The sequence below is a fragment of the Mesorhizobium sp. M0060 genome, assembly GCF_040323155.1.
Lineage (GTDB): Bacteria > Pseudomonadota > Alphaproteobacteria > Rhizobiales > Rhizobiaceae > Mesorhizobium.
In genome coordinates, this window is the sequence record NZ_JAMYUP010000015.1 from 120,167 (window position 1) to 143,605 (window position 23,439).

The following is a 23,439-nucleotide window of genomic DNA, read 5'->3' on the forward strand; positions in this document are numbered from 1 at the left end:
CCAGAGGTTACGCCTTGCCGGGAACCGTCCTGATCACCGTGCCCCACGGATCCTCGCGGGTCGTCGCATCAGTTACATTGTCCGAACGCATCTCGACCCAGGCCAGGCCGGAGCGGGCAGGATCGCGGCGGCCGGCGCCCGGGCTCTGCCAGGCGTTGGCGCCGATATGATGATGATAGCCGCCGGACGACAGGAATACCGCTGCGCCACCGTATTTTGCCACCGTGTCGAAACCAAACTCCTGGTGCCACCAGGCCTCGGCTTCTTCCGGCCTTCCGACCCGCAAATGGACGTGGCCGATGATGCTGTTTTCCGGCGCGCCCTGCCAGCCGGCATCGCCCGCCGGCACGTCGGCAACGACTGACGGGATATTCAGCCGCTCCGTCGCCATCGCGATCTTGTCGCCGTTCCATTTCCAGTCTTGAGGACGGCGGTCGGCATAGATCTCGATGCCGTTGCCTTCCGGGTCGGTCAGATACAGCGCCTCGCTGACAAGATGATCGGAAGCGCCCTCGATGCCGATCTTGCTGGCGATGGCGTGATTGATCCAGCGGCCGAGATCGGCCCGGCTGGGCAGCAGGAAGGCAGTGTGGAAAAGACCGGCGCTGCGCGGGTCATCGGGTTTGGCCGCGGGATCCGATTCGATGTCGAGCAAAGGGCGGCTGGCTGCGCCGAGCGTGATCGTGCCGCCGGCGCGGCTCAGTTCCTGCAAACCGACGACTTTGCGATAGTAAGCAGCGAGATTTTCTGCATCGCGCGCCCGCAAGCCGACGCGGGCAACGCTGACCGGAGTCGTCGCGGCAAAAGGCAGTTCGCTCATCAAAGTGCTCCGTTCAGGCGGCGTTCGACAAGCTTCCAACAGAGGAATCCGGCGCCACCAATCATTCTACGCCGTGTCCGTGCCAAAATCCCGGTCATGCGCGGCGGTTTCTTTCCTGCCGACAGATCGTAGATCGCGATCGTTCACACAAGAGCGCAAGAAGCGAACATGGTGTTCACTATTATGAGCAAAGCCGAGCCCGTCAGAAGCCGTTTGCATATCGCCGGTTGGGCTCATACCCGGTTGCACCCGACAGCGCCGCTCGCTACATGCGCGCCATGAAAGTCAAGGAAGCAGATATTCTCATCGTGCCGGGCTACACCAATTCCGGCCCCGATCATTGGCAGAGCCGCTGGCAGTCGAAACTGTCGACGGCGCGCCGCGTCGAACAGGCGGAATGGTCGAAACCGGTGCGGGAGGACTGGACGGCAGGTGTCGCCAAGGCGGTCAACGAGGCTGAGCGGCCGGTCGTCATCGTCGCTCACTCGCTCGGCGTCGCCGCGGTCATCCAGGCGTTGCCTCGGTTCGAGCGGCCGGTCGCCGGCGCTTTTTTCGTGGCGCCGCCCGATGTCGCCAATCCCAAGATAAAGCCGAGGCACCTGATGACCTTCGGCCCCTATCCGCGCGACCCACTGCCGTTTCCCTCGGTGGTGATCGCCAGCCGCAACGACCCGTTCTGCGCCTTTGGCATCGCCGAGGACATTGCCGCAGCCTGGGGCTCGCGGTTCATCGACGCCGGCGATGCCGGCCATCTCAACGCGGATTCCGGTTTTGGCCCCTGGCCCGAAGGCACCATGACGTTCGCGAAATTCCTGACGGATCTCTAGGAACCGATCGAATCTCTGACGCTCGTCAGCAGGGTCTTTGCCCCGAGCGAAATCAGCGAATGCTCGGAGCCCATCGCCAGCAGCCGGTAGCCCATCGACACCACGCGGCCGGCGATTGCGGGTTCCATCACATAGATCGCTGCATGCTTGCCGGCTTTGCGTGTCCGCTCGGCCACTGACGCAACGGTCTCCATCATGCTCTCCAGCGTCGAACTGACGGTGGTGCCCTTCGACCAGGCGATCGAGAAATCCGACGGGCCGAGGAAGATGCCGTCAATGCCCGGCGTATCGAGGATGCCGTCGAGTGCATCAAGCGCGGCGCGCGTTTCGACCATGGCGAACGCCATGGTGCGCTGGTTGCTGTCGCGCAGCCAGTCGGCATAGTCGCCCTTGCCGTGGCGCGGAAAGGCATAGGTCGGGCCCCAGGAGCGCTCGCCGAGCGGCGGGTATTTCATGGCGGCGGCAAACAACTTTGCGTCCGCCGCTGAATTCACCATCGGCGCAATCACCGCCTCGGCGCCGAAGTCGAGCGCGCGGCTGGCCATGTCGAAGCGGCCGACCGGAATGCGCACCAAAGCCGGCTTGTTGGCGGCCAGCACCGGCATAAGCCCGCGCAGCACGCTGTCCTCGTGGTGGCCTCCGTGCTGCATGTCGAGCGTAACCGCGTCGAACCCTTGCCTGGCCAGTATCTCGACCGTCAGGGCATCCGGCACGCCGGACCATGCGCTGAACAGCGTTTCGTCGGCCGCAAGGCGTGACTTCAGGGACATCGGCGGCTTCCTCTTTGGTTACAGCAATTCAGCCGGAAACGGCTGCAAAGGCAAAGAAAAACCGCCCGGTTAGGCCGGGCGGTCGATTGGTCCAGCATTCGATCGGTATCGGTGGAAGGATCAGGTGTTCTTGATCTGCTCGATCGCCTGCGCCATCAATTCATCCATGGTGCGGCGGATCTGATGGTCAGACTGGTCGATGCCGGCTGCATCGAAATCCTTGCGTATCTTACGGAAAACGTCGTGATCGCCGGCTTCCTCGATGTCGCTGACGACCACTTCCCTGGCATAGGCGTCGGCATCGGCGCCGGACTTGCCGAGCTTTTCGGCAGCCCACAGGCCGAGCGCTCTATTGCGGCGTGCCGCAGCCTTGAACCGAAGTTCCTCGTCGAATGCGAATTTGCGCTCAAAGCCCTCTTCGCGGTCTTTCATGCTGCTCATGGCATCCTCCGGTGAAATCCGATTCGTTGGGTCAATATGTGTTGCCGGAGCACAAACCAAAAGGCCGTCGGCCGGTCAATATACTACATTGCTTGCTGCGCTGCGGCATTTCGGTCCCGAAAGCGGTTGATTGAAAGGATTGCCGATTGAGCAATCAGTGCGATTGGGATAGACACCGGCATTGAACCCCACCGTCGCCATCTTATTTTAGGCAGACGGACAGGAACTGGTCGCTTGCCGCCTGCCCGCAAATCCAGAGAAAAATCAGATGAAAAATCGCCGCCGCATTTATGAAGGCAAGGCCAAGATCCTCTATGAGGGACCGGAGCCTGGCACGCTGATCCAGTTCTTCAAGGACGACGCCACCGCCTTCAACAAGAAGAAACACGAAATCGTCGATGGCAAAGGCGTGCTCAACAACCGCATTTCCGAGCACATCTTCAACCATCTCAACCGGATGGGCATTCCGACCCACTTCATCCGCCGGCTCAACATGCGCGAGCAGCTGATCAAGGAAGTCGAGATCATCCCCCTCGAAGTGGTGGTGCGCAACGTCGCCGCCGGCTCGCTGGCCAAGCGCCTCGGCATCGAGGAAGGCACCGTGCTGCCGCGCTCGATCATCGAATTCTATTACAAGGCCGATGCGCTCGACGATCCGATGGTCTCGGAAGAGCACATCACCGCCTTCGGCTGGGCGAGCCCGCAGGAGATCGATGACGTCATGGCGCTGGCCATCCGCGTCAACGACTTCCTTTCCGGCCTGTTCATGGGTGTCGGCATCCAGCTCGTCGATTTCAAGATCGAATGCGGCCGCCTGTTCGAAGGCGACATGATGCGCATCGTCGTTGCCGACGAGATCTCGCCGGATTCCTGCCGGCTGTGGGACGTGGCGACACAGGATAAGCTCGACAAGGATCGTTTCCGCCGTGACATGGGTGGGCTGGTCGAAGCCTATCAGGAAGTTGCCCGCCGCCTCGGCATCATGAACGAGAACGAGCCGCCGCGCCCGGCCGGACCGGTGCTCGTCGCATCGACCGACGGCGTCAAAGGCAAGCCACATTGATGGCTTGCCAGCTCAACAGGTGAACAGGAGCATGTCCAGCGTGATCAAGGCCCGCATTACCGTAACCCTCAAGAACGGCGTGCTCGACCCACAAGGCAAGGCAATCGAGCATGCGCTGTCCGGAATGGGTTTCGGCGGCGTCGGCCAGGTACGGCAAGGCAAGGTTTTTGATATCGAGCTTGCCGAGGGCGACAAGGCCAAGGCCGAGGCGGATCTGAAAGCCATGTGCGACAAGCTTCTGGCGAATACGGTGATTGAGAATTACGCGGTGGAGATCGCCTGAGGTGAAATCAGCCGTCGTCCTTCTCCCCGGCCTCAATCGCGACCGCGACATGATCGCGGCGCTGACCAACATTTCCGGCACGCCGCCGGTCACCGTCTGGCAGACCGACACCGAAATCCCCGATGTCGACCTGATCACCATTCCCGGCGGCTTTTCGTTCGGCGATTATCTCCGCTGCGGCGCCATTGCCGCGCGCATGCCGGTGATGCGGGCTGTAGCCGAAAAGGCTGCCAAGGGCGTCACGGTCATTGGCGTCTGCAACGGCTTCCAGATACTGGTCGAGGCCGGCCTGCTGCCGGGCGCATTGATGCGAAACACCTCGCTGAAATTCGTCTGTCGCCAGGTGAAGCTGCAGATCGCCAACGCCAACACGATGTTCACCCGCCGCTACCAGCCGGGCCAGATCATCCGCGCGCCGGTGGCGCATCATGACGGCAATTATTTTGCCGATGCCGAAACGCTGGCCCGCCTCGAAGGCGAAGGCCAGGTGGTGTTCCGTTATGCCGAAGGCACCAATCCCAACGGCTCGATCAACGACATTGCCGGCATCGTCAACGGGCGGGGCAACGTGCTCGGCCTGATGCCGCATCCCGAAAACCTGATCGAAGCGGCACATGGCGGCAGCGACGGCCGGGCGCTGTTCGAAAGCGCGCTGGGCATCGCCGCTTGATGCCTTCCATTTTCCTCCTGGAGCGACGGTCATGAAACTCTATTCGCGGCCGTTGTCGCCCTATTCGTCGATCGTGCGGGCGCTGGCCTACATCAAGAACGTGCCGCTCAAGATCATTGCGCCGCCACCCGGATTTCCAGTCCCCGAGGCATTTCGTGCCATCTCGCCGCTCAACCGGATTCCGGTGCTGATCACCGGCTCGGGCGAAACGATCGTCGAATCGGTGGTCATTGCCGAATATCTGGAGGAGCGATTTCCGGAGCCGGCGCTGCTGCCCGAGGATTCGAAGGACCGGGCGCTGGTGCGCATGTTCGCCCGCATCACCGACCTCGACGTGCTCGCCCCGACGATGAAGCTGTTCGAGCTCTATTTCGTGCCGCAGCGCAACGAGGCGGAGATCAAGGCGCAGTTCGACCGGCTGCATCACGGGCTTGCGGCAATCGAGGCGCGCATGGCGCACGGCCCCTTCGCGCTCGGAGACGACATCTCATTCGCCGATGCCTGGCTGACGCCGACCCGCTTCATCTTCAACAATTTCCGGGCCACGATCGGCCGCCCCGACCTGCTCGACACCTATTCGAAATTCGATGCCTATGAGCAAATCGCCTTGCAGCATCCGGCGCTGTCGCGCGTCTGGGGTGAGATGACAGACGGTCTGAAGATCTTTTTGTCGGAACTCGAGATGGGCGCCGCTTGAGCATGAGCCCGAGGATCGCCCGCCTCGCTCTCGCCACTGCCGCCGGGCTTGTACTCGCCTCCTGTCAGTCGAGCCCGAAGAGCACGCCGGCGCCGGCGGGCAAGAGCGCGTCGCTGCTTGCCATGGAACAGGTGGCAATCGCCGCCCACAAATGCTGGATCGCCAGCAAGGACCCTGCCTTCAAATCTTATCAGATGGCCAACGAGCTGAATTCGTTCAGCGGTACGCCGCGCTTCCTCTTGGTACCGGCCAAACATTATGGCGGAAAGCCGTTGCTGGTCGTGCAGGCGCAAGGCAATTCGAGCCGCGTCGACGTGTTCGGCCCGCTGATGGCGGAACCGCTCGGTGCGCGCATAAGCTCGGACATCGCCCGCTGGCAGGCGGGCAATCCGGCCTGCGGTGCGGCGGCGTAGCGCCATGGCCCGCTTGCTGCAGATCGCCGGTCTGGTCATTGGCCTTGCCGGACTCGTCCTGCAGCTTTTCATCACGGTCCCGGCCTCGATGGAAGCCGGCCGCAGTTTTGTCGGTTCGCTCGTCTTTTATTTCAGCTTTTTCACCATCCTGACCAATATCGGCGCCGTGCTCGTCCATGCCTCGTTGCTGTCATCGACGGGCTATGCCTGGTTTCCAGCGTTTGCCGGGCCTCGGATGCGGGCGGCCGTAGCGGCCGCCATAACGCTGGTCTTCATCGTTTATGCGACGGTCTTGGCGCAACTTTGGCAGCCGCAAGGGTTGTTCCTGCTCTGCGACGTTCTCCTCCACTATGTGACGCCGGTGCTGTTCGTGCTGTGGTGGCTTGTGGCGGGCGCCGACGGCTCGACGCGGTGGCGCGACATCTCCTGGTGGATGATCTATCCGGTCGCCTATCTGGCCTACGCATTGCTGCGGGCGCCGATTGCCGGCGAAGTGCCTTACCCGTTCCTCGATGTCAAGAATGGAGCGGTCAGCGTCGCCGTCTCGGCTGTGGCCATCACGGGGCTTTTTCTCGTGCTGTGTATTGTGGCGGTGCTTGTTGACCACGGCGTCGCGCGGATCAGGGCGGCGCGCGTCCATCCGCGATGATGCTCTCCCGCCGCGGCAGCCTTTAGCGTCTTGGCACGGTTCGCGCGGCGCCTGCACGGATCGCCGCAGCAGCTTCGCCAGCGATCCGTGACATGAACTTGCGCGTGAATTGGCCGAGCGGCTTGGCATCTTCGAGCGCCCAGCTCGTCGCGAGATCATCGGTGTTGAATTTTCGACGATAACCCAGGCTGGGGTAAAGAGGGTGGCGCGGCGGGCCTCGGTCTCAGGAATCTCGACACATAGTGCGCGCCAGGTCGTGGCGGCTGGCTCGTGATTGGAAAGAGCAGGGCCTGCTTGCGGCCATTCTTGCCGGCAACGATCAGCATAACGCAAGTCGGCCGCGCCTTGCGTCCGCTTTCCTCGCCCCGGTCATATTCCCTTGCCCACAAATAGGAATAGAGAATGATCTGTCCGTGGCCGGGTTCAGTCATCCCGGACATCGTCTCGCGCGACTGCGTCGAGGCCGGTTAGAAGCTTGTCGCGTTCCTCGGCCGACAGATCCTCGACCCGGTGTGCCCGTTGCGCGCTGCGACTGGTGATGCGGTCGAACTGCTCTGCCGTCAGGAGAACAAACTTGCGCTTGCCGCGCTTGGTGATGTCAACAGGACCGCGGAACGCGGCCTCAACAACCTCGCCGGATTTGTTGCCGAGATCTGTGAGGGTGAAACTTGCCACGGTCATCTCCTTCGTCGTCCCGAAAATAAGGGAATTAGCTGTTTTCAGCAATACCCCTATTCACTGGAGACGTCGCGAGCGAATGCTGTGAGGGCACGAAGGAGGATGGTATCTCAGTGATGAAGAAGATCGCTTTGGTGTCCGATGTCGATATTGACGCTCTCGTCTACCCCGCCGATATGACACGCGACGTTCGAGACGGAGCATCCGGCGGCTCTCTCAGTCCCAGAACGGCCTCAGCCCCTCACGATGGGCATCGCAACGCGAGATACCGATGTCCTTGAGCTGGTCGTCACTCATCTCGAGCAGGACCAGCCGGCTGCGCCGGCGATCCATTAGCCCGTCGATCCACCTCGCGAAGGATCTGAGGGTACGCACCAGCCGGCTGACATAGGTTGGCCTGCCTGACGGGCGCGCCACCTGCACCTGCAATTCAGCCCCAGCGGAGCGGATTGTCTCTATTGTAGCCATTTTCTTTCTGCCAAGATTGCAATTGTGCCCTTTTGTACAGCCCGCTTCATATGTATTGACTCTCATTTCGGTGCAATATAAAAAATTGTCACCATGACAACTTGGCTTCCAGACCTTACCGCCGGCACTGGCCCGCTCTATCAGCGGCTTGCCGATTCCATCGAGACGGACATCGACCGCGGCCTGATCGGTGCAGGAGCAAAGCTGCCGCCGCAGCGCGATCTGGCATACGACATCGGCACGACCGTCGGCACGGTTGGCAGGGCCTATCAATTGCTGCGCGAGCGGGGATTGGTCAGCGGCGAGGTCGGCCGCGGAACCTATGTTCTCGCTCAGCAGTCGGAGAGCGCAAAGCCGGATTTCCTGGGGCCGGTCGAACAAGGCACGCGCTATATGGATGCGCCCGGCGACAAGCTGCGCTTCGATAGCACCGCCGCACCGGATGTCGGCCAGGGTGCCATCGTCGCCGATGTATTGACACGCACGGCGCAAGACCATCCGCATGAGATTTCAAGCTACACGCGTGATTTCCCGGACCGCTGGTTCGAAGCCGGCAGGCGCTGGCTGGCGCGCAATTCGTTTCGCCCGGCCGCGGACGCCATCGTTCCGACGCTCGGCACCCACGCCGCGGTGATGGCAACCATTGCGGGGCTCACCTCCCCCGGCGACTATGTCGTCTTCGAGCACCTCACCTATTCGCAGATTTCCCGCAGCGCCGGCCTGATCGGTCGCCGGACCGCACTGGTGGTGGCGGACGACGAGGGCATCGATCCCCAGGATTTCGAGCGCGTCTGTGCGCAAAAGCACCCGAAGATGATGTTTTTGATGCCAACGGCCAAGAACCCGACGCTGACAACGCTGTCGGCACCGCGCCGCGAGGCAATCGCGCGTGTCGCCCGTCACTATAATGTCGTCCTGATCGAGGACGATCTCTATGGCGGACTGACTGACGACCCGACGCCCTTATTGGCCGAATATGCTCCCGAACGGACCATCGTTGCCGGCGGCCTGTCGAAATCGGTCGCGGCGGGTGTTCGCGGCGGTTGGCTCGCTTGCCCGCCGGCCTATCGTCACCGCATCCGGGTTGCCCACAAGATGATGACGGGCGGCTTGCCCTTTCTGCTGGCAGAGGTGGGCAGCCGGCTGGTGCTGTCCGGTCAGGCCGCCGAGATGCGCAAGCGCAGCATTGCCGAGATCCACGCGCGCATCGCGATCGTGCGCGAGACACTCGACGGCTTCGACTTCAAGGCGCTGGATAATGTGCCCTTCGTCTGGCTCACTTTGCCCGACCCATGGCTTTCCGGCACTTTCAAACAGGCCTGCCTCGAACATGGCGTGCTTATCGATGACGAGGACGAGTTCAAGGCGGGGCGTTCCGACCAGGCCTTTCACGGCGTGCGGTTTGGCATCTCGCAACCGCGGCAGCGGGAAGATATTGCGCAGGGCGTCGCGGTGATCCGGCGGCTTCTGGACGAAGGCCGCGCCGGCTACGACAGCTTTTCCTGAACCGGCTTGAAACCGGCGAGTCGAGTGGCGATCTTTCGCTACTGGCGGTCAGCTGTTGCTTTCCGTCGTTTTAGTTATCCGACGGGGTGTATCGGCCGCAAAGCTTGCGATAAGACGGGACTCGATCCCAGGGACATAAATTGCCGACCATGACCATTTCCAATTCCGTGCCGATCACTCCGGAACTCATTGCCGCGCACGGGCTGAAGCCCGACGAGTACCAGCGCATCCTCGACCTGGTCGGGCGCGAACCGAGCTTTACCGAACTCGGTATTTTTTCCGCGATGTGGAACGAGCATTGTTCCTATAAATCCTCAAAGAAGTGGCTGCGCACGCTGCCGACCACCGGGCCGCAAGTCATCCAGGGCCCGGGCGAGAATGCCGGCGTGGTCGACATCGGCGACGGCGACTGCGTCGTCTTCAAGATGGAGAGCCATAACCACCCCTCCTATATCGAGCCATATCAGGGAGCGGCGACCGGCGTCGGCGGCATCCTGCGCGATGTCTTCACCATGGGCGCGCGGCCGATCGCGGCGATGAACGCGCTGCGCTTCGGGGCGCCGGACCATCCCAAAACCAGGCACCTCGTTGCCGGAGTGGTTTCCGGCGTTGGCGGCTATGGCAATTCCTTCGGCGTGCCGACGGTCGGCGGCGAGGTCAACTTCGAGGCCCGCTACAATGGCAACATTCTAGTCAACGCCTTTGCCGCTGGGCTCGCCAAGACCGATGCGATCTTCCTGTCGGAAGCCAAGGGCGTCGGCCTGCCGGTCGTCTATCTCGGCGCCAAGACCGGCCGCGACGGCGTCGGCGGCGCCACCATGGCCTCGGCCGAATTCGACGACAAGATCGACGAGAAGCGGCCGACGGTCCAGGTTGGCGATCCCTTCACCGAAAAATGCCTGCTCGAAGCCTGCCTCGAACTGATGGCGTCCGGCGCCGTCATCGCCATCCAGGACATGGGTGCCGCTGGCCTCACTTGCTCGGCGGTCGAAATGGGCGCCAAAGGCGACCTCGGCATCGAGCTCGATCTCGACAAGGTGCCGGTGCGCGAAGAGCGCATGAGCGCCTATGAGATGATGCTGTCGGAGAGCCAGGAGCGCATGCTGATGGTGCTGCGCCCCGAGAAGGAAAAACAGGCCGAGGCCATCTTCCACAAATGGGGCCTCGACTTTGCCATCGTCGGCAAGACCACCGACGATCTGCGCTTTCGCGTCCTGCACCAGGGCGACGAAGTCGCCAATCTGCCGATCAAGGATCTCGGCGACCAGGCGCCGGAATATGACCGTCCCTGGGTCGAGCCGAAGAAGCCGGCGCCACTGGCTGGCAATGCACCGCAAGCCGACGTGGCCGAGGCACTGCTCAAGCTGCTGGGCGGACCGGACCTCTCCTCGCGCCGCTGGGTATGGGAGCAGTACGACACGTTGATCCAGGGCAATTCGTTGCAGCTTCCCGGCGGCGATGCCGGCGTCGTGCGCGTCGACGGTCATCCCACCAAGGCGCTCGCCTTCTCCTCCGACGTGACGCCGCGTTATTGCGAGGCCGACCCTTACGAGGGCGGTAAGCAGGCGGTCGCCGAATGCTGGCGCAATCTTACCGCCACCGGCGCACTACCGCTCGCCGCCACCGACAATCTCAATTTCGGCAATCCGGAACGGCCCGAGATCATGGGCCAATTGGTCGGCGCTGTGAAAGGCATCGGCGACGCTTGCAGGGCGCTCGGCTTCCCGATCGTCTCGGGCAACGTCTCGCTCTACAATGAGACCAACGGACAAGGCATCCTGCCGACACCGACCATCGGCGGCGTCGGGCTGATTGCCGACTGGTCGAAAATGGTCCGGATCGGCTTTGCCGCCGAAGGCCAGATGATCGTGCTGGTCGGCGCGCCGACCATGTGGGGAACGCATCTTGGCCAATCGGTCTATATGCGCGACATCCATGGCCGCGCCGAGGGCCCGCCGCCGCCGGTCGATCTCGATCACGAGAAGTGCGTCGGCGACCATGTGCGGGCGCTGATCGCCTCCGGTGTCGTTACCGCGGCGCATGACGTTTCCGATGGTGGCATCGCGGTGGCGCTTGCCGAGATGGCGATGGCCTCCGGCATCGGCGCGACCATTCCCGGCCTGATCGGTGCAGATCCGATCCCGGTCTTGTTCGGCGAGGATCAGGGCCGCTATCTGCTGACGCTGTCGATCGACCCGCAGAGCGAGGCGTGGGACGCCATTCGCCAACAGCAAAGCAAGCTCGGCATCTTCGCACCATGGATCGGCTCGACCGGCGGCAGCGAATTGAAACTCGGCGAGGCGCGTGCAATACCGGTCAGCGAATTGACCGCCGCCCACGAATCCTGGTTCCCTCGCTTCATGGCAAACGAGGTCGTGGACCCATAAAGATGATCGAAATGGCGCCGGATCTAGCTTGCATTCGGATGTGGTCTCTCTGCCATTTCGAGCCTATTTATGAGATCACGGGCTAGACAAGGAAACACTGCATGGCAATGGACGCGCATGACATCGAACGGCTGATCAAGGAAGGCATTCCGGACGCCAAGGTGACGATTCGCGACCTGGCCGGCGACGGCGACCATTATGCAGCCGAGGTGGTGGCGGAAAGCTTTCGCGGCAAAAGCCGCGTCCAGCAGCACCAGATGGTCTATGACGCGCTGAAGGGCAATATGGGCGGCGTACTGCACGCGCTGGCCCTGCAGACCAGCGTGCCTGAGTGAACAGTTTCCAAGTTACTGGGTCGCGAGCTTCTTGCCGGTGACGGCAATGATCGGCCCCGCCAGATAGCTTCCACCGACGATCATTCTCTCGCCGTTCGACAGCGCCGAAACCACCCCGTCGAAGAAAAGCGCGTTGCGGCAGTCGAGCGCATCTCGAAACAGCCGTGCGAAGCTGCCGAGGCTGACTTCAGAGCGTGAGATCGCCAGCACGACAGTGTTATCGTCACGCACGCCGACGCCATTGCGGATATAACGCGACGTGCCGTTCTGCTCGAAGCGAGGATGAAGCCGGCCGTCGATCACCAGCATCGGGCCGGATTGCGTGGCGAACATCACGTCCGGCCTGGCAGCGGCATAGGCGCTTGTCTCCATGATCGCCGTCTTGCCGTCCTTCCGAACCAGGAACACGCCGTTCGGTTTCAGGAAGAAATTGCCTTCGCTGTCGGCGAGGTTGAGCGGCGCCTTCTCCTGGCCGTATTCGACGAGAAGGCCGACTGGGGTCAGGTCTTGGTGATACATGCCGGCGTTCATGGCGAGCAACACCGGCCGGCCCTGATCGGCCATCGCCTTGTCGAATTTTTCCAGCGAGCCGAAAGCCTTGCCGTCCGCGCCGGATTGGAACACACCGATGTCATAGCTGCGCAGATCGATCTCGCAGACGACGTAGGCGACCGCCTCGAAGCTCGCGTCGCGGCACGGCGCCGGCAATTCACCGCCGACGATGAGGGGTGGCTGTCTCGACGACTTGGCCCACCAAATCAAGGCCAACGCGGCGAGCAGAACGGCGAGGAGGAACCCGGCGAGATATCGTCCTTTCATCACGCCTCGGGAAAGATGGTGGCCTACGGCTTGGCCCAAGATCAGACGTTCCTTTGCGCCATTTGCATGGCACGGCGGCAAACATCTTGTTTCGCGCAACCCATGGGTTTATTTGAAGGGTAGTGTTCGAGCCTGACTCCCACAGGCATGAAAGGGTATTCCATGAGCGGCATCAACGACTACATCGACAATGAAGTGAAGGGCAACGACGTCGTTCTCTTCATGAAGGGCACGCCCGGTTTTCCGCAATGCGGATTTTCCGGTCAGGTCGTGCAGATCCTCGACTATATCGGCGCCGACTATAAGGGTGTCGACGTGCTGACGTCGGCCGAGCTACGGCAAGGCATCAAGGACTATTCCAACTGGCCGACCATCCCGCAGCTCTACGTCAAGGGCGAATTCGTCGGCGGCTGCGACATCATCCGCGAGATGTTCCAGGCGGGCGAATTGCAGACCTTCCTCGTCGAAAAGGGCGTCGGCGTCAAAGGCGCCGCCTGACTTCTGCGTATGATCCTCCGAAGATCGCCTGCGATTTTCGGGACCATACGCTAAGCGCCGGGGCAGCCCCACCTCGGCAAAAAGTTCTGCCCGATATCGGGGCAATGAACGAATGGATGCGTCGGCGCGCCGGCGCATTTTCGTTTGAAGATCGGACTGGCCGTGGATCAGCAAGCGGAAGCCCAGCAAAAGGCAAGCACCTTGCCTATTCCGCGCTGGGAATTTATTGCGCTGTGCGCGGCGCTAATGGCACTCAATTCGCTGGCCATCGACATCATGTTGCCGGCGCTGCAGCAGATCGGCGCCTCGCTGGGCGTCGAAAATGAAAACCACCGGCAATATGTGATCACCGCCTACATCCTTGGCTTTGGCGGCGGACAGTTGTTCTTCGGACCTGTCTCGGACCGCTTCGGGCGCCGCGCTCCGCTTGTCGCCGGGCTGGTGATCTATGTCGCGGCGGCGGGTGCTGCGGCAATCGCCCCGTCATTCGCCACGCTGCTACTATGCCGGGCGGTGCAAGGCATCGGCGCGGCGGCGACGCGCGTGATTGCCGTCTCGATCGTGCGCGATACGTTCGACGGAAGGCGCATGGCCGAAGTCATGTCCTTGATCTTCATGGTGTTCATGGCCATTCCGGTGGTGGCGCCTGGCATCGGCCAGTTCATCATGCTGTTTGCGACCTGGCATGTGATCTTCCTCACTATGGCGGCCGGCGCGCTGGTCGTGTCCGCCTGGTCGCTGCTGCGCCTGCCCGAAACGCTGCACCCCGAATATCGCCGGCCGCTGACAGTGTCCTCCATCATCGGCGGTTTCCGTATCGTGCTGACCAACCGCATCGCGCTTTGCTATGCGTTCGCCAGCACCTTCATCTTCGGGGCCATGTTCGGCTTCATCGCCTCGGCCCAGCAGATCTATGTCAGCGTGTTCAATGTCGGCGAGATGTTCCCGGTCATCTTCGCGGGGGTTGCGGGCGTGCTCGCTTTTTCGAACTACCTCAACTCGCGCCTCGTCGGCCGCATCGGCATGCGCCGGCTGTCGCAAAGCGCGCTGCTGCTGTTTCTGGCCATCAGCCTTGCCTGGCTGGTCGTTTCCATCGAAATGAAGATGCCGCTCTGGCTCTTCATTACTTTCTTCGCCTGCGCCATGGTCCCGTTCGGCGCGCTCGGCGCGAACTTCAACGCCCTCGCCATGGAGCCGCTCGGTCGACTGGCGGGCACGGCCTCATCGATCCTGGGATTCATGCAGACATTTCTCGGCGGCCTGCTCGGAACGCTGATCGGCCAGGCCTTCAACGGCACGGTGACGCCGCTGGCCGCCGGGTTCTGCAGCGTGTCGGTGGCGGCGCTGCTGATGATCCTCCTAGCCGAGCGCGGCAGGCTGTTCCAGCCGCACAACCCGCCCGTTTGATGCACGCGCTGCGCTTTAGGATTTGCCTTCAGAGGTTGCCGTGAAGCGAGGGGCAAGCATACGCCCTGCGATTGCTCCACCCATGCTTTCGGAAAAGGGCAATGGCAACGCCTTGTCGAGAGCCTTGAGGATGGAAGCCACGAACGCCCGATTGAGCCTTTCATCTGCAGCCAGATCGGAGTAAGTCGCGCGAGGTTTGCCGATGAGCGTGCCGTCTCGGCGAAGCGAGAACCGCAACGTCAAGGACATGCCTGCAGTCCCTGGCGGCGGCTCCCAACAGGCAAAGATTGCCTCGGACATTTCCTTTATGGTGTCGACGGGATCGGGACTGCGACAGGTGCGTTCTTGCGCTCCTGCTCCGTCGGAACCGGCAACCGCGGCAATAACAAGGGCCGCTGCGACAATCGCGAACCGAGATTTCATTCGGAGGTCTCCGGCCTTGAGCCTATTCCGCCCAGAGTTCGCGGCGCAGTTCCCGCCAGCTTTCCGCGTCCGGCGCGACCAGCAGGCCACCTCCGACATGCGATGGCAGATAGGTGCTGCCGTCAAAGCGCGCGGCATAGCCGCCGGCTTCGGCATGGATCAGCACACCGGCTAGATGATCCCAGGGCATCAGCTTGTTATAGACGACGAAATGGCCGTGGCCGCTGGCCAGCAGGCGGTATTCGTGGGCTGCGCAGCGATAGTTGAACTGCGACAGCGACTTCGTCTGATTGCGCGCCAGGCGTGAGCGGTCCGGCTCGGGTAGATAGTGCCACGAGACCGCGCCAGTCATTTCCGATATCGGCGCCGGTTTGGCGACATGGACCTTTTCCAGATCGCCATGCGCATGGCGGATATGGCTGCCGGCGCCGCGAACGCCGACCAACCAGTCCTTGCCGACGGGATCGTGGATAATGCCGGCGACGGTCTCGCCCTTGACCACGACGCCCAGCATAACGCCGAACAGCGGCACGCCGGAGGCGAAGTTGAAGGTGCCGTCGACGGGGTCGACGACGAAGGCCAGGTCGGCATCGCCGAGACCGTCGAGCAGCGTCGGGTCATCGGAGCAGGCCTCCTCGCCGACGATCATCGCCTGGGGATAACGCTGAAGCAGCCTGGCGGTGATCAGCCGCTCGGCATTGACGTCGGCCTCGGTCACAAGGTCGGCGGCCGAGGTCTTGCGACGGACGTCGCCCTCGCTCAACCGGCGAAAGCGCGGCATGATCTCGGCGACGGCGGCGTCCGACAGAAGCTCGGCAAGCCAGTCGATCGCGCTGTCGTCAAATGTCATCGGGACGCCTGGTGGTGAGGGTTTCGTTGAGGGCGGCGAAATCGAACAGCGTCCTGTCGAGCAGATGCGAGCGCCGCACATTGGCCATGGCACGGATCATGGTGTCCTTGCGGCCGGGCATGCGCTTCTCGATGTCGTGGAGCATCGCTTTCATGGCGTTGCGCTGGAGGCCTTCCTGGCTGCCGCACAGATCGCACGGAATAATCGGGAATTCCATGGCACCGGCGAATTTTTCGAGATCGGCTTCCGCGCAATAGGCGAGCGGCCGCAGCACCATGACGTCGCCTTCGTCATTGAGCAGTTTCGGCGGCATGGCGGCGAGACGTCCGCCATGGAACAGGTTCATGAAGAAGGTTTCCAGTATGTCCTCGCGATGATGGCCGAGCACCAGCGCCGAGCAGCCCTCCTCGCGGGCGATGCGATAGAGATGGCCGCGCCGCAGCCGCGAGCACAGCGAACAATAGGTGCTGCCTTCGGCCAGCTTGTCGGTGACCACCGAATAGGTGTCCTGATATTCGATGCGATGCGGAATGGCATGGCTGTCGAGATAGTCGGGCAATATGTGCTTGGGAAAGTTCGGCTGGCCCTGGTCGAGATTGCAGGCCAACAGCTCGACCGGCAGCAGCCCGCGCCATTTGAGATCGAGCAGCACGGCAAGCAGGCCGTAGGAATCCTTGCCGCCCGACAGAGCGACCAGCCAACGGTCACCGGGCCTCACCATGGAGAAATCGTCGATCGCCTGGCGGGCAAGCCGCAACAGCCGCTTGCGCAGCTTGTTGAACTCGACGGAGGACGGCACATCGGCAAACAGAGGATGAAAGCCGCCTTCGGCATCGGCGACCGGTTCGAGTGTTTCGGCGTCTGGTTGCATGTTCACGGCGGGTCGGCCCTAAAGTCCTGTTGCCGCTCGCAGTAGCGCATCGGACCGAAAATCGAAATCGATTTCGGAATCACGCCGCGGAAAGAAGGGAAAAAGAAAAGGCCGCCTCGACGGGCGGCCTTCGGTTGTATCGCGACGAACGCGCCGATCAGCGCGAATAGAATTCGACGACCAGATTCGGTTCCATCTGCACGGCGAACGGAACGTCCGCCAGGCCAGGGATGCGCGTGAAGGCCGCGGTCATCTTGTTGTGGTCGGCCTCGATGTAATCGGGCACGTCGCGCTCGGCCAGGCCCACCGATTCCAGCACGATGACCAGCTGCTTCGACTTCTCGCGTACTTCGACAACGTCACCCGGCTTGCAGCGGTACGAGCCGATATTGACGCGCTTGCCGTTGACGTTGACGTGGCCGTGATTGACGAACTGGCGCGCCGCAAAGATGGTCGGCACGAACTTGGCGCGGTAGACGACTGCGTCGAGGCGCGATTCGAGCAGGCCGATCAGGTTCTCCGAGGTGTCGCCCTTGCGGCGGTCCGCCTCTTCGTAGACCTTGCGGAACTGCTTTTCCGAAACGTCGCCATAGTGGCCCTTCAGCTTCTGCTTGGCGCGCAGCTGCAGGCCGAAATCGGAAAGCTTGCCTTTGCGGCGCTGACCATGCTGGCCGGGACCGTATTCACGCTTGTTGACCGGGGATTTCGGGCGGCCCCAGATGTTTTCGCCGAGACGGCGGTCGATCTTGTACTTCGCGGATTCGCGCTTGCTCATCGCATTCCCTTTCAAAACAACGCACCCGGAACCTTATGGTCCGGGTGAAGGAAACGCGCCCTCCTCTGGCCTCCGTTTTCGAGACCTGACAGGGTTTTCCACGCAACGCGACGGAAAACCCACGGGACACGTCATTTCAAACAAGACATAAGGAAAGTAAAACCGGCTTCCCAAACGTCTCGCACACATAAAGAAAACCACCGGGCGTTGCGCCCGGTGTTGGGGGGCTGGTTAAACGGAGATTTAACCGCTGTCAAGCTTCCGGCTGGCGCGAATCGCCGAACCGGATAGTGTTGCGGTTGTAGAACGTGCCGGATGTGGCGGGAGGTTGCGCTAGCGGCATCAGGAAGGGACTGAAGTCAGAGGAGCTGGAATTCGCATGAAGAAGTTCTTCCTTACGTTGGTAGGAGCTGCGGTGATGGCCGGCACGATGGCCGTCGCGCCCGAGCCGGCGCAGGCCCGGCATTGGCACGGGCACAGGCATCACCAGGTCTGCCGCATCGTGGTCAAGAAGAAGGTGGTGTGGCGGCACGGTCATCGCAAGGTCATCCGCTACAAGGTGCGGCGCTGCGGTTGGGGCTGGTAATTCTCGCCCTCGCCAGTTGAGGGTTCAGGGCCCGCGGTTCAGCCGCGGGCCCTTTTATTGAACGGCATCCGCCGCCAGAATTGATCTGTTGGTCAGTGTTTCGACTTCTTTTCCGGCAGGCCCTTGCGCTTGGTCTCGGCGAATTCCTCGAGCTGTTTTTCGCTCATGGATTTATACATTCCCTTCGACGCGCCTTTGAGCTCGCCCTTCTTGGTCTCGCCGCGCTTAGCGGACAGTGCTGCGCCGGCGGCTTTCTGCTGGGCTTTCGAGGTGGCTGGCATGATCGTTTCTCCTGTTCCTCAATGAGAAAAGAACGCATCGCCCTGGGCTGATGTTCCCGGAGCACCAAAGTGCCTGGGGTCAGGATACCCCAGGCCAAATCCCTGCATCAGCCGGCGCGTCGGAAAATCGGCCCCGTTCGAGGTGAAGACGGCAAAATCGGCGCCTTCCGGCAGTGCCTCTCTGCGATAACGGGCCTCGCTATCCGCGAGCAGCGACAGCGCGCGGCGTGCGATCGCCTCGGCCGGGTCGAGCCAGTCGACCGGCCAAGGTGCTGTCTTGCGCATGCGGTTGGCCAAAAAAGGATAATGGGTGCAGGCAAGCACGACGATGTCGGTGCGCAACCCGTCATGCTCGACGAAGCACGGCGCGATCTCGGCGCGCACGGCATCCTCGTCGACAAAACCGTCGCGCATATAGGCTTCGGCCAATCCGGCCAGCCTGTCGCTGCCGACCAGGCGGACATGGCATTTCTGCGCCCATTTGCTGATCAGGTCGCGCGTGTACTGGCGCTTGACGGTGCCGGGCGTAGCCAGCACCGAAACCAGGCCGGAGCGCGTGCGTTCCGCCGCCGGCTTGATGGCCGGCACGGTGCCGACGAAAGGGTGGCCGGGAAATCTCTCGCGCAACGCTTCGATGACCAGCGTCGAGGCAGTGTTGCAGGCGATGACCGAAATGGCCGGCGTGAACCGGTCGAGCAGCCTGGCGAACAACTCCAGGATATGTGTTCTCAGCGCCGGTTCCTCCCAGGCGCCGAAGGGGAACGCCGCGTCGTCGGCGACATAGATGAAGCGGCGGTCAGGCATCAGGACGCGCGCCTCACGCAGCACGGTGAGGCCGCCAATGCCGGAATCGAACATCAGGATCGGACGGGCGCTCGATGGACTGGTCATTGTCATTGAGTCACTAAGGGCTGGGAATCACAAACGAGATCACGAGAGAAGGCTCGGCCCATGCTTTTTGCTTCGGCCAATGATGCTTTATCCCGGCCGCTTCTATCTGGAACCATCATGGCCTTGATGCGGCGAGACGGTCACACAAGGCCCCGCTTGCCGAAGCCGCCGGGCCGCGGCCGGCCGTTTGCCAGAGATGCAGGTTGAGATGCAGGGTGGTTCGACGGCACCTGTGCGGCCCGCATGGCGTAGGCCGGAGCCTGGGCCGTCATGCCGGCGGCTGACTCTGAATGGGGCGCCCCGCGGCCGCGCAGCGGCCCGGGCGGGTCGAAATCGTCGAAGCTCAGGGATGACGCCATATCCGCAGAGCCGCCGCCCGCCGGCTTGGCCGCCAAGATGACCGCCCACAGTCCGACAAGAGCGAGTCCCAGCATGTTAAGGCCGGAATGCGACTCGTCGCCGTCGAATTTTACGACAAGAACAGTGCCGGCCTGCAGAATGGCAAACAGGGTCGAGAACACGATATACGACCAAAGGATCCAACCCGACCCTTGCGCGTCGCGGCTTCGACGCCAAGCGAAATTCGCGCGGAACAGAACGATCACCAGCGAGGCGACGAGAACGGCCGCGGCCAGCCCTTCCCTGGAAGGTCCGGGCTTCGAATTCGCCAAACCCTCGATGCCGATGGTCAGCACGACGCATAGCACAAAGGTCACGATTTCCGCAACCAGCAAGGCAGCGGAATAGAAGAAAAAGCGAGGACGACCGATATCCGAGCTAAACATCCGAGGATCCATCGTTTTCCCGATAATGGATCACATCAAATAACATTCGGTTACTGGTGAGATATGGATAACTCGAAGGCTAGTCTTTGTCCTTCGCCTTGCCGGCGCGTGCCGCGGCTGCCGGGAGCCGCCTTGGATCGTCGCCGGGCGATCCGTCGCCGCGCGGCATGGCCGGCGAGAACCTGTCCAGCGATGATATTATACCACGCAGCACTTTGAGCTCCGGCTCGGCAAAGCCTGCGCGGGTCAGCACTGCGCGCAAATTGTCGACCATCTTCGGCTTCTTCGGTGCCGGGCGGAAATAGCCGCGCGCCTCGAGTGCACCTTCCAGATACGCAAACAGGCCGTGCAATTCTTCCTTGGTAGCCGGCGGCATTTCGGGGCCGGAGAAGTTGGTCCTGGTCTCGTCTTCCAGGCCGGACTTCATCCATTCATAGGACATCAGCAGGGCCGCCTGGGCGATGTTGAGCGAGGAGAAGGCTGGATCGACGGGGAAGGTGACGAGCTCGTCGGCAAGGCCGACCTCGTCATTATAGAGGCCGAAGCGCTCGCGGCCGAACAGGATGCCGGTGCGCTGGCCGGCCCGCTGCCGCGCGCGCAGCGCCCTGCCCGCCTCGACCGGCCCGCGCACCGGCTTGAAATTGTCGCGCGCGCGCGCCGTGGTGGCGAAGACGAAGTTCAAATCGGCAACCGCCGAGGCCAGGTCGTCGAACACCTTGACGGCGTCGATGACGTGGTCGGCGCGGCTTGCGGCGGCACGCGCCTTCTCGCTCGGCCAGCCATCGCGCGGGTTGACGAGGCGCAGCTCGGCAAGGCCGAAATTGGCTATGGCGCGCGCAACCATGCCGATATTCTCGCCGAGCTGCGGCTCGACCAGGATGATCGCCGGTCCGGACGCAGCAGTTCCGGAGGCACGAGGGTTGTCGGGATCCTGGGTGGCGGTCATGGCTGTCAATGAACTGCTGTTTGCGGCATTTCGCAGTCCCCTGCCACATTTGGCGGCGAAAATGAAGCTTTCGCAAAGAATGCCGGCACTACGGCGCGGTTCACCGTTTGCGCGGCCAAAAAGCCTTTGATATACGGGCCGCATCCCAGGGCCGGCAGCCGTGCGGGCAAGGCCGTTCCGTTCCCCAAAAGCGAGGCATTCTTTCCATGGCGAAGATCAAGGTGGCGAACCCGGTCGTCGAACTCGACGGCGACGAGATGACCCGCATCATCTGGCAGTTCATCAAGGACAAGCTGATCCATCCTTATCTCGACCTCAAGCTCGATTACTACGACCTCGGCATCGAGCACCGCGACGCCACCAACGACCAGGTGACCATCGATTCGGCCAATGCCATCAAGAAATACGGCGTCGGCGTGAAATGCGCGACGATTACGCCCGACGAGCAGCGCGTCGAGGAATTCAAGCTGAAGAAGATGTGGAAGTCGCCGAACGGCACCATCCGCAACATCCTCGGTGGCACCATCTTTCGCGAGCCGATCATCATGAAGAACGTGCCGCGGCTGGTGCCCGGCTGGACCAAACCGATCATCGTCGGCCGCCACGCCTTCGGCGACCAGTACCGCGCCACCGACTTCCGCTTTCCCGGCAAGGGCAAGCTGACGATCAAGTTCGTCGGCGAGGACGGTCAGGTGATCGAGCACGACGTCTTCGACGCACCCGGCGCCGGCGTCGCCATGGCCATGTACAATCTCGACGAGTCGATCCGTGAATTCGCCCGCGCCTCGCTGAATTACGGCCTGCTGCGCAACTATCCGGTCTATCTGTCGACCAAGAACACCATCCTCAAGGCCTATGACGGCCGCTTCAAGGACATCTTCCAGGAGGTCTACGAGGCGGAGTTCGAAGCCGAATTCAAGGCGAAGAAGCTCTGGTACGAGCACCGGCTGATCGACGACATGGTGGCCTCCAGCCTGAAATGGTCGGGCGGCTATGTCTGGGCCTGCAAGAACTATGACGGCGACGTTCAGTCCGATACGGTGGCGCAAGGCTTCGGCTCGCTCGGCCTGATGACTTCGGTGCTGATGACGCCGGACGGCAAGACCGTCGAGGCGGAGGCCGCGCACGGCACCGTCACCCGCCACTATCGCCAGCACCAGAAGGGCGAGGAGACCTCGACCAATTCGATCGCCTCGATCTTTGCCTGGACGCGCGGCCTCGCGCACCGCGCCAAGCTCGACGACAACGCCGAACTGAAGCGCTTTGCCGAGACGCTGGAAAAGGTCTGCATCCAGACGGTCGAGTCCGGCTTCATGACCAAGGATCTGTCGCTGCTGATCGGCCCCGACCAGCCATGGCTTTCGACCACCGGCTTCCTCGACAAGATCGACGAGAATTTGCAGAAGGCGATGGCCTGAGCTCCTCCGACATGGGCAAGCCCGTCGTCTACGGCGCGGATTACAGCGTCTATGTGCGCATCGTCCGGCTGGTGCTGGAGGAAAAGGGCGTCGGCTACGAGCTGGTGCCCGTCGATGTCTTTGCCGCGGACGGCATTCCCGGCTGGTATTTCGAGCACCAGCCGTTCGGCCGCATCCCAGCCTTCGAGCATGACGGCTTTCGCCTCTACGAGACCGGCGCCATTGCTCGTTATGTCGATGAAGCCTTTGACGGCCCGCCGCTGCAACCGGGCGAAGCCCGGCCTCGAGCCCGCATGAACCAGATCGCCGGTATGCTCGACGCCTACGCCTACAGGGCGATCGTCTGGGATGTCGCCGTCGAGCGGCTGGAGAAAACATCCCCCAATGAGGTCGTGATCGCCAACGGGTTGCGGCAGGCGAAAACCGCGCTGCAGGCGCTCTCTTCGCTGAAAGCCGAAGGGCCATGGCTATTGGGGACGGACCTGACGCTGGCAGACCTGCATGCGGCTCCAATCATCGGCTATTTCATCAAGGTCGCCGAGGGACGAAGCCTGCTGGCGGAGTTTCCGGACATCCAAGATTGGTATGCGCGCATCGCGGCGCGCGCGAGTTTTGCGAAGACCGAAAAGGCTGAATGACCCGTTGCGAGGCACGCAACGTGGCAGGACTTGGGTTCCTCGCCCCGCTCGCGGGGAGAGGTGGCTCGGCGAAGCCGAGACGGAGAGGAGAAATCGGCACCCCTCCTCGAACGTCTTTTGGTTGCGCAGGGCCCCCTCTCCGGGCGGGGGGGGGGGCCCCCCCCGCCCCCCAGGGGGGGGGGGCCGGCCCCCCCCCGCCCGGCGCGGGGGGAGCGAGTTTTTGGGGCAGCTGATGGTAGTTGGG

The 23,439-nt window shown here is 62.4% G+C and carries 29 protein-coding genes; 15 read left to right on the top strand and 14 right to left on the bottom strand.

Annotation, left to right across the window (positions count from 1 at the left end; genetic code table 11):
* Nucleotides 1-7 precede the first annotated feature (7 nt).
* The gene (locus NKJ94_RS17035; RefSeq protein ID WP_352526626.1) at nucleotides 8-820 is read right to left on the bottom strand and encodes a VOC family protein; all 813 of its coding nucleotides are present in this window, start codon (nucleotides 818-820) and stop codon (nucleotides 8-10) included.
* A gap of 278 nt (nucleotides 821-1,098) precedes the next feature.
* On the opposite strand from NKJ94_RS17035, the gene NKJ94_RS17040 reads away from it, so the two are divergent.
* Nucleotides 1,099-1,647, top strand: coding sequence for an RBBP9/YdeN family alpha/beta hydrolase (locus NKJ94_RS17040; protein WP_352526667.1), 549 nt, complete (start codon nucleotides 1,099-1,101; stop codon nucleotides 1,645-1,647).
* Here the strand turns inward: NKJ94_RS17040 and NKJ94_RS17045 are convergent.
* Together NKJ94_RS17045 and NKJ94_RS17050 are read right to left on the bottom strand one after the other, a co-directional pair.
* Nucleotides 1,644-2,417: an HpcH/HpaI aldolase family protein gene (locus NKJ94_RS17045; RefSeq protein ID WP_352526628.1), complete on the bottom strand. Its 774-nt coding sequence runs from the start codon at nucleotides 2,415-2,417 to the stop codon at nucleotides 1,644-1,646. The genes NKJ94_RS17040 and NKJ94_RS17045 overlap by 4 nt on opposite strands.
* 120 nt (nucleotides 2,418-2,537) lie before the next feature.
* The gene (locus tag NKJ94_RS17050; protein WP_023674726.1) at nucleotides 2,538-2,858 is read right to left on the bottom strand and encodes a DUF1476 domain-containing protein; all 321 of its coding nucleotides are present in this window, start codon (nucleotides 2,856-2,858) and stop codon (nucleotides 2,538-2,540) included.
* A 268-nt stretch (nucleotides 2,859-3,126) separates the two neighbouring features.
* Between NKJ94_RS17050 and purC the strand changes: the two genes are divergently transcribed.
* From purC to NKJ94_RS17080, 6 genes are read left to right on the top strand one after another with little or no spacing between them, the layout of a single operon-like run.
* Complete coding sequence (gene purC, locus NKJ94_RS17055) at nucleotides 3,127-3,921, top strand: phosphoribosylaminoimidazolesuccinocarboxamide synthase (RefSeq protein ID WP_023674725.1); 795 nt, start codon at nucleotides 3,127-3,129, stop codon at nucleotides 3,919-3,921.
* A gap of 40 nt (nucleotides 3,922-3,961) precedes the next feature.
* Nucleotides 3,962-4,204: a phosphoribosylformylglycinamidine synthase subunit PurS gene (gene purS, locus NKJ94_RS17060; protein ID WP_352526668.1), complete on the top strand. Its 243-nt coding sequence runs from the start codon at nucleotides 3,962-3,964 to the stop codon at nucleotides 4,202-4,204.
* A 1-nt stretch (nucleotide 4,205) separates the two neighbouring features.
* Complete coding sequence (purQ, locus tag NKJ94_RS17065; RefSeq protein ID WP_352526630.1) at nucleotides 4,206-4,874, top strand: phosphoribosylformylglycinamidine synthase subunit PurQ; 669 nt, start codon at nucleotides 4,206-4,208, stop codon at nucleotides 4,872-4,874.
* A 31-nt stretch (nucleotides 4,875-4,905) separates the two neighbouring features.
* Nucleotides 4,906-5,571 (top strand): glutathione S-transferase family protein, encoded by a 666-nt coding sequence (locus NKJ94_RS17070; RefSeq protein ID WP_352526632.1) that lies wholly within the window; start codon nucleotides 4,906-4,908, stop codon nucleotides 5,569-5,571.
* A 2-nt stretch (nucleotides 5,572-5,573) separates the two neighbouring features.
* The gene (locus NKJ94_RS17075; RefSeq protein WP_352526633.1) at nucleotides 5,574-5,984 is read left to right on the top strand and encodes a hypothetical protein; all 411 of its coding nucleotides are present in this window, start codon (nucleotides 5,574-5,576) and stop codon (nucleotides 5,982-5,984) included.
* Nucleotides 5,985-5,988: 4 nt separating this feature from the next.
* Entirely contained in the window at nucleotides 5,989-6,633 is a 645-nt protein-coding gene (locus NKJ94_RS17080) for a Pr6Pr family membrane protein (protein WP_352526634.1), read from the top strand.
* 423 nt (nucleotides 6,634-7,056) lie between these two features.
* On the opposite strand, the gene NKJ94_RS17085 is transcribed toward NKJ94_RS17080, so the two are convergent.
* Complete coding sequence (locus NKJ94_RS17085; protein WP_352526636.1) at nucleotides 7,057-7,359, bottom strand: type II toxin-antitoxin system prevent-host-death family antitoxin; 303 nt, start codon at nucleotides 7,357-7,359, stop codon at nucleotides 7,057-7,059.
* Nucleotides 7,360-7,527: 168 nt separating this feature from the next.
* Nucleotides 7,528-7,779 carry a DUF1127 domain-containing protein gene (locus NKJ94_RS17090; RefSeq protein ID WP_352526637.1) on the bottom strand — a complete coding sequence of 84 codons (252 nt, stop codon included), beginning with the start codon at nucleotides 7,777-7,779 and terminating at the stop codon, nucleotides 7,528-7,530.
* Nucleotides 7,780-7,872: 93 nt separating this feature from the next.
* On the opposite strand from NKJ94_RS17090, the gene NKJ94_RS17095 reads away from it, so the two are divergent.
* From NKJ94_RS17095 to NKJ94_RS17105, 3 genes are all read left to right on the top strand, one after another.
* The gene (locus NKJ94_RS17095) at nucleotides 7,873-9,285 is read left to right on the top strand and encodes an aminotransferase-like domain-containing protein (protein WP_352526638.1); all 1,413 of its coding nucleotides are present in this window, start codon (nucleotides 7,873-7,875) and stop codon (nucleotides 9,283-9,285) included.
* A gap of 149 nt (nucleotides 9,286-9,434) precedes the next feature.
* The gene (purL, locus tag NKJ94_RS17100; RefSeq protein ID WP_352526669.1) at nucleotides 9,435-11,672 is read left to right on the top strand and encodes a phosphoribosylformylglycinamidine synthase subunit PurL; all 2,238 of its coding nucleotides are present in this window, start codon (nucleotides 9,435-9,437) and stop codon (nucleotides 11,670-11,672) included.
* 101 nt (nucleotides 11,673-11,773) lie between these two features.
* Entirely contained in the window at nucleotides 11,774-12,007 is a 234-nt protein-coding gene (locus tag NKJ94_RS17105; RefSeq protein ID WP_023798252.1) for a BolA/IbaG family iron-sulfur metabolism protein, read from the top strand.
* Nucleotides 12,008-12,019: 12 nt separating this feature from the next.
* Here the strand turns inward: NKJ94_RS17105 and NKJ94_RS17110 are convergent, their stop codons facing one another.
* Nucleotides 12,020-12,826 (bottom strand): phosphodiester glycosidase family protein, encoded by an 807-nt coding sequence (locus NKJ94_RS17110; protein ID WP_352526639.1) that lies wholly within the window; start codon nucleotides 12,824-12,826, stop codon nucleotides 12,020-12,022.
* Between the two features lie 162 nt (nucleotides 12,827-12,988).
* On the opposite strand from NKJ94_RS17110, the gene grxD reads away from it, so the two are divergent.
* Together grxD and NKJ94_RS17120 are read left to right on the top strand one after the other, a co-directional pair.
* Nucleotides 12,989-13,324 carry a Grx4 family monothiol glutaredoxin gene (gene grxD / locus NKJ94_RS17115; RefSeq protein WP_352526641.1) on the top strand — a complete coding sequence of 112 codons (336 nt, stop codon included), beginning with the start codon at nucleotides 12,989-12,991 and terminating at the stop codon, nucleotides 13,322-13,324.
* A gap of 162 nt (nucleotides 13,325-13,486) precedes the next feature.
* Nucleotides 13,487-14,731, top strand: a complete 1,245-nt coding sequence (locus NKJ94_RS17120) for a multidrug effflux MFS transporter (RefSeq protein ID WP_502896012.1) — start codon at nucleotides 13,487-13,489, stop codon at nucleotides 14,729-14,731.
* Nucleotides 14,732-14,746: 15 nt separating this feature from the next.
* On the opposite strand, the gene NKJ94_RS17125 is transcribed toward NKJ94_RS17120, so the two are convergent.
* From NKJ94_RS17125 to rpsD, 4 genes are all read right to left on the bottom strand, one after another.
* The gene (locus tag NKJ94_RS17125) at nucleotides 14,747-15,154 is read right to left on the bottom strand and encodes a UCP034077 family protein (RefSeq protein WP_352526643.1); all 408 of its coding nucleotides are present in this window, start codon (nucleotides 15,152-15,154) and stop codon (nucleotides 14,747-14,749) included.
* A gap of 22 nt (nucleotides 15,155-15,176) precedes the next feature.
* Nucleotides 15,177-16,004 (bottom strand): inositol monophosphatase family protein, encoded by an 828-nt coding sequence (locus NKJ94_RS17130; RefSeq protein ID WP_352526645.1) that lies wholly within the window; start codon nucleotides 16,002-16,004, stop codon nucleotides 15,177-15,179.
* Complete coding sequence (gene ttcA, locus NKJ94_RS17135) at nucleotides 15,994-16,881, bottom strand: tRNA 2-thiocytidine(32) synthetase TtcA (protein WP_352526647.1); 888 nt, start codon at nucleotides 16,879-16,881, stop codon at nucleotides 15,994-15,996. The genes NKJ94_RS17130 and ttcA overlap by 11 nt, the downstream gene beginning before the upstream one ends.
* 151 nt (nucleotides 16,882-17,032) lie before the next feature.
* Nucleotides 17,033-17,650 (bottom strand): 30S ribosomal protein S4, encoded by a 618-nt coding sequence (gene rpsD / locus NKJ94_RS17140; protein ID WP_352457789.1) that lies wholly within the window; start codon nucleotides 17,648-17,650, stop codon nucleotides 17,033-17,035.
* A gap of 379 nt (nucleotides 17,651-18,029) precedes the next feature.
* On the opposite strand from rpsD, the gene NKJ94_RS17145 reads away from it, so the two are divergent.
* The gene (locus NKJ94_RS17145; protein ID WP_352526649.1) at nucleotides 18,030-18,236 is read left to right on the top strand and encodes a hypothetical protein; all 207 of its coding nucleotides are present in this window, start codon (nucleotides 18,030-18,032) and stop codon (nucleotides 18,234-18,236) included.
* A gap of 92 nt (nucleotides 18,237-18,328) precedes the next feature.
* On the opposite strand, the gene NKJ94_RS17150 is transcribed toward NKJ94_RS17145, so the two are convergent.
* The 4 genes from NKJ94_RS17150 to NKJ94_RS17165 form a co-directional block, all read right to left on the bottom strand.
* Nucleotides 18,329-18,517 carry a DUF3008 family protein gene (locus NKJ94_RS17150; protein ID WP_352526651.1) on the bottom strand — a complete coding sequence of 63 codons (189 nt, stop codon included), beginning with the start codon at nucleotides 18,515-18,517 and terminating at the stop codon, nucleotides 18,329-18,331.
* Between the two features lie 18 nt (nucleotides 18,518-18,535).
* A complete protein-coding gene (murI, locus tag NKJ94_RS17155) occupies nucleotides 18,536-19,408 on the bottom strand; it encodes a glutamate racemase (RefSeq protein WP_352526653.1) in 873 nt (290 codons plus the stop codon).
* A gap of 140 nt (nucleotides 19,409-19,548) precedes the next feature.
* On the bottom strand, nucleotides 19,549-20,205 hold the full coding sequence (locus NKJ94_RS17160) for a DUF805 domain-containing protein (protein WP_502904207.1): 657 nt from the start codon (nucleotides 20,203-20,205) through the stop codon (nucleotides 19,549-19,551).
* A gap of 67 nt (nucleotides 20,206-20,272) precedes the next feature.
* Nucleotides 20,273-21,139: an RNA methyltransferase gene (locus NKJ94_RS17165; protein ID WP_352526656.1), complete on the bottom strand. Its 867-nt coding sequence runs from the start codon at nucleotides 21,137-21,139 to the stop codon at nucleotides 20,273-20,275.
* A 206-nt stretch (nucleotides 21,140-21,345) separates the two neighbouring features.
* Between NKJ94_RS17165 and NKJ94_RS17170 the strand changes: the two genes are divergently transcribed.
* Both NKJ94_RS17170 and NKJ94_RS17175 read left to right on the top strand, forming a co-directional pair.
* Nucleotides 21,346-22,557: an NADP-dependent isocitrate dehydrogenase gene (locus NKJ94_RS17170; RefSeq protein WP_352526658.1), complete on the top strand. Its 1,212-nt coding sequence runs from the start codon at nucleotides 21,346-21,348 to the stop codon at nucleotides 22,555-22,557.
* A gap of 11 nt (nucleotides 22,558-22,568) precedes the next feature.
* Nucleotides 22,569-23,195 (top strand): glutathione S-transferase family protein, encoded by a 627-nt coding sequence (locus NKJ94_RS17175; RefSeq protein ID WP_352526660.1) that lies wholly within the window; start codon nucleotides 22,569-22,571, stop codon nucleotides 23,193-23,195.
* Nucleotides 23,196-23,439 lie beyond the last annotated feature (244 nt).

Coding starts and splice junctions, on each gene's coding strand:
- NKJ94_RS17080 (WP_352526634.1), top strand. CDS start 5,989: ATGGCCCGCTTGCTGCAGATCGCCGGTCTGGTCATTGGCCTTGCCGGA.
- NKJ94_RS17165 (WP_352526656.1), bottom strand. CDS start 21,139: ATGACCGCCACCCAGGATCCCGACAACCCTCGTGCCTCCGGAACTGCT.
- NKJ94_RS17035 (WP_352526626.1), bottom strand. CDS start 820: ATGAGCGAACTGCCTTTTGCCGCGACGACTCCGGTCAGCGTTGCCCGC.
- purL (WP_352526669.1), top strand. CDS start 9,435: ATGACCATTTCCAATTCCGTGCCGATCACTCCGGAACTCATTGCCGCG.
- NKJ94_RS17105 (WP_023798252.1), top strand. CDS start 11,774: ATGGCAATGGACGCGCATGACATCGAACGGCTGATCAAGGAAGGCATT.
- NKJ94_RS17160 (WP_502904207.1), bottom strand. CDS start 20,205: ATGGATCCTCGGATGTTTAGCTCGGATATCGGTCGTCCTCGCTTTTTC.
- NKJ94_RS17090 (WP_352526637.1), bottom strand. CDS start 7,779: ATGGCTACAATAGAGACAATCCGCTCCGCTGGGGCTGAATTGCAGGTG.
- NKJ94_RS17095 (WP_352526638.1), top strand. CDS start 7,873: ATGACAACTTGGCTTCCAGACCTTACCGCCGGCACTGGCCCGCTCTAT.
- NKJ94_RS17075 (WP_352526633.1), top strand. CDS start 5,574: ATGAGCCCGAGGATCGCCCGCCTCGCTCTCGCCACTGCCGCCGGGCTT.
- NKJ94_RS17110 (WP_352526639.1), bottom strand. CDS start 12,826: ATGAAAGGACGATATCTCGCCGGGTTCCTCCTCGCCGTTCTGCTCGCC.
- NKJ94_RS17045 (WP_352526628.1), bottom strand. CDS start 2,417: ATGTCCCTGAAGTCACGCCTTGCGGCCGACGAAACGCTGTTCAGCGCA.
- NKJ94_RS17050 (WP_023674726.1), bottom strand. CDS start 2,858: ATGAGCAGCATGAAAGACCGCGAAGAGGGCTTTGAGCGCAAATTCGCA.
- NKJ94_RS17130 (WP_352526645.1), bottom strand. CDS start 16,004: ATGACATTTGACGACAGCGCGATCGACTGGCTTGCCGAGCTTCTGTCG.
- rpsD (WP_352457789.1), bottom strand. CDS start 17,650: ATGAGCAAGCGCGAATCCGCGAAGTACAAGATCGACCGCCGTCTCGGC.
- NKJ94_RS17040 (WP_352526667.1), top strand. CDS start 1,099: ATGAAAGTCAAGGAAGCAGATATTCTCATCGTGCCGGGCTACACCAAT.
- NKJ94_RS17125 (WP_352526643.1), bottom strand. CDS start 15,154: ATGAAATCTCGGTTCGCGATTGTCGCAGCGGCCCTTGTTATTGCCGCG.
- NKJ94_RS17170 (WP_352526658.1), top strand. CDS start 21,346: ATGGCGAAGATCAAGGTGGCGAACCCGGTCGTCGAACTCGACGGCGAC.
- NKJ94_RS17150 (WP_352526651.1), bottom strand. CDS start 18,517: ATGCCAGCCACCTCGAAAGCCCAGCAGAAAGCCGCCGGCGCAGCACTG.
- grxD (WP_352526641.1), top strand. CDS start 12,989: ATGAGCGGCATCAACGACTACATCGACAATGAAGTGAAGGGCAACGAC.
- NKJ94_RS17175 (WP_352526660.1), top strand. CDS start 22,569: ATGGGCAAGCCCGTCGTCTACGGCGCGGATTACAGCGTCTATGTGCGC.
- purC (WP_023674725.1), top strand. CDS start 3,127: ATGAAAAATCGCCGCCGCATTTATGAAGGCAAGGCCAAGATCCTCTAT.
- murI (WP_352526653.1), bottom strand. CDS start 19,408: ATGACCAGTCCATCGAGCGCCCGTCCGATCCTGATGTTCGATTCCGGC.
- NKJ94_RS17070 (WP_352526632.1), top strand. CDS start 4,906: ATGAAACTCTATTCGCGGCCGTTGTCGCCCTATTCGTCGATCGTGCGG.
- NKJ94_RS17145 (WP_352526649.1), top strand. CDS start 18,030: ATGAAGAAGTTCTTCCTTACGTTGGTAGGAGCTGCGGTGATGGCCGGC.